This window comes from Pseudomonas sp. PA-4-8C (genome assembly GCF_021606625.1).
Classification (GTDB): domain Bacteria; phylum Pseudomonadota; class Gammaproteobacteria; order Pseudomonadales; family Pseudomonadaceae; genus Aquipseudomonas; species Aquipseudomonas lactis.
Genome location: NZ_WKCD01000420.1, coordinates 1 through 3,158 on the forward strand (window position 1 = coordinate 1; position 3,158 = coordinate 3,158).

The 3,158-nt window shown below is 61.3% G+C and carries 3 protein-coding genes; all 3 read right to left on the minus strand.

Translation table 11 applies throughout. The annotated features are described in order from the left end of the window. Positions 1-291: 291 nt before the first annotated feature. Complete coding sequence (locus tag GIW04_RS29300; RefSeq protein ID WP_003190915.1) at positions 292-1,269, minus strand: bifunctional glyoxylate/hydroxypyruvate reductase B; 978 nt, start codon at positions 1,267-1,269, stop codon at positions 292-294. Then, positions 1,266-2,558, minus strand: coding sequence for an MFS transporter (locus tag GIW04_RS29305; RefSeq protein WP_003190917.1), 1,293 nt, complete (start codon positions 2,556-2,558; stop codon positions 1,266-1,268). The genes GIW04_RS29300 and GIW04_RS29305 overlap by 4 nt, the downstream gene beginning before the upstream one ends. Positions 2,559-2,603: 45 nt before the next feature. Beyond that, on the minus strand, positions 2,604-3,158 hold a 555-nt coding region (locus GIW04_RS29310), incomplete at its 5' end, for a sugar kinase (RefSeq protein WP_236479496.1).

Genomic DNA, 3,158 nt, shown 5'->3' on the forward strand with positions numbered 1-3,158 from the left:
CCCCAAATCACTGGCGGATTACGGGCACACCGAGCCTAAGCGAGGGGCCGAGTGGTGGGGCAAGAGCGTTTTGCTTACTTTGCCGCTTTTGCAAAGTGAGCCGCCGTCAGGGCGGAACCCTAAGCGGCCGTTACCGCAGGAATGGATATGTACACAATCCAACTGTGTTGACCGCCAGGCCGCCTTCGCGAGCAAGCCCGCAGTTGGATCGTGGTTTGTCTGGTAGATAGGCGTTGGCTTTCACGCCGTCATCGCAGGCAAGCCAGCTCCCACGTTTGCTCTTGTGTTGTGTCAGCGCCCCCATGCCCCTGGATTCACCAGGTTTACCGGCTTTTCGCCAGCCAGTGCCGCCAGCAGATTATCCACCGCACACTTAGCCATCGCCTCCCGCGTCTCATGAGTGGCCGAGCCGATATGCGGCGTAGCCACCACATTATTCAACCGCAACAACGGCGACGCATGATCCAGCGGCTCTTTCTCAAACACATCCAACCCCGCCGCGCGGATAGTGCGTTGCTGCAACGCTTGCACCAGCGCCGCCTCATCCACCACCTTGCCTCGCGAGATATTGATAAAAATAGTCTCTGGCCCCATCAGCGCGAATTCCTCGGCGCCAATCAACTTCTCGGTTTCAGCCGTCAACGGTAATGTCAGGCAGACAAAATCCGCCTCTTTAAGCAAGCCCTGCAAGCTGCGGTACTGCGCGCCAAAGCGTGCCTCAACCGCCGGCTTGGGCGAGTGGCTGTGGTAGATCACCGGCATGCCGAAGCCAAAATGCCCACGCTGGGCCAGGGCTTCGCCGATGCGGCCCATGCCGATGATGCCCAGGGTCTTGCCATGTACATCGCTGCCAAAATGCGCCGGGCCGATGTTTTTGTTCCACTGGCCGGCACGCACCATGTCAGCCAGTTCCACCACGCGCCGCGCGGTGGCCAGGATCAGCGCAAAACCGGTGTCGGCGGTGGTTTCGGTAAGCACATCCGGAGTGTTGCTCAGCAGGATGCCGCGCTCGGTCAGGTAGTCGATATCGTAGTTGTCGACGCCCACCGAGACGCTGGCCACGGCTTCCAGCTGGGGCGCCAGGTCGAGTAGCCGGGCGTCCAGGCGCAGGCTTGCCCCCAGCAGGCCGTGGGCGGTAGGCAGGGCATCGCGCAGCTTGGCCAGGCCGGTTTCATCCAGTGCGTCAATCAGCGTGACCTCGACCTGCTCATGCAGACGAGCCATGAGCGGCGCGGAGAGTTTTTTGTACAGCACGACAGACTTTTTCATGAGGTTTTTACCTTCAATTCCAGGGTTGGCGCCGGCGAGCGGTCACTGGCGCCGGGCTTGAGGAAAATCGTCAGCACCACGGAAAGCAGCAGCGCGCCGCTCATCAGCAGATAAGAAGCGCCGGGCGAGCCGGTGCTGCTGTTGAGGTAACCCACCAGGTACGAGCCGCCGAACGAGCCCAGGGCGCCCATGCTGTTGATCAGTGCCATGGCGCCACCGGCGACGTTGGCTGGGAGGATTTCCGGGACGATGGCGAAAAACGGGCCGTAGGGTGCATACATGCACGCCCCGGCGATCACCAGCAGGGTGTAGGACCACCAGAAGTGTTCGGCGCCCAGCACGTAGGACGCGTAGAAGGCAATCGACGCAATCAACAGCGGCGGCCAGACAAAACGCTTACGTTTCTGCAGCTTGTCCGAGCCCCAGGACACCACGAGCATGCCGATCACCGCCGCCAGGTAGGGCAGCGCCGAGAGCCAGCCGGCTTCGACCATGTCCATCTGCAAACCGGCCTTGAGGATCGACGGCAACCACAGCACGAAACCGTACACGCCAATGCTCCAGCAAAAGAACTGCAGCGCCAGAATGATCACCTTGGGCGAACGGAACGCTTCGGCGTAGTTCTTCACGGCCTTGATTCCCACCTGCTCGGCGGCGAGGGCGGTTTCCAGGCTGTGCTTTTCGGCGTCGCTCAGCCACGTGGCATCCTTAGGACGCTCATCGGCCAGCTTCCACCAGATAAACGCCCACAACACTGCCGGCAGGCCCTCGATGATAAACATCCAGCGCCAGCTGAAATGCTGCACCAGGTAGCCCGACACCACCGACATCCACAGCATGGTCACCGGGTTGCCGAGGATCAGGAAAGTGTTGGCCCGCGAGCGTTCGGCCCGGGTGAACCAGTGGCACAGGTACACCAGCATGGCCGGCATCACGGCGGCCTCGACCACTCCGAGCATGAAGCGGATGACGATCAGCATGTAGGCGTTGGACACCACGCCGGTCAGCGTGGCCAAGCCGCCCCAGAGGATCAGGCTGACGAAGATCAGTTTCTTGACACTGCGCTTTTGCGCGTAGATCGCCCCCGGCACCTGGAAGAAAAAGTAGCCAAGGAAGAACAGCGCGCCGAGCAGCGAAGACATGCCCGGCGTGATCATCAGGTCTTCGGCCATGCCGGACGCGGCGGCGAAGCCGTAGTTGGCGCGGTCCAGGTAGGCCAGGCTGTAAGTGATAAACACGATAGGCATGATGTACCACCAGCGACGGGTGGCGAGTTTCACGGTTTCCATGGGGTTGCTCCTGAGCTTGTTGTAGTTGTGGCAACAGGTAATGGGTCACGCAACGGATCGGGTGGGTAATTCAGCGCGGGTCGGCAAACCTTCCATATCGCCACGGCTCTGCACCGCGCGGCTGCCGATCCAGTTACCGCGCTGTACGGCCTCGGGGAAGCTTGAGTTTTCCAGCAGGGCGCTGATCATGCCTACGGCAAAGCCATCGCCGGCGCCTACGGTATCCACGACTTTTTCCACCTTGACTGCGGCGACAAAACCCTGGTCCATCTGGGTGCGGTAATAGGCACCTTCCGGGCCGAGTTTGATTGCCACGGCTTCGGCGCCCTGGTCGAGATAGAACGCAGCGATATCCGCCGGATCCTCGTAGCCGGTGAGCAAGCGGCCTTCACCCAGGCCCGGCAAGACCCAGTCAGCAAGAGCGGCCAGGGCATTGATTTCGCGGATCATCTGCGCTTGGCTGGCCCAAAGCGAAGGGCGCAGGTTCGGATCGAATGACACGCTGCGTCCGGCGTTGCGCATCTGCTTCATCAGTTCAAAGGCGAGTTCACGGGTGGCATCGGACAATGCCGGTGGAATCCCTGTAGCGTGCAGATGGCT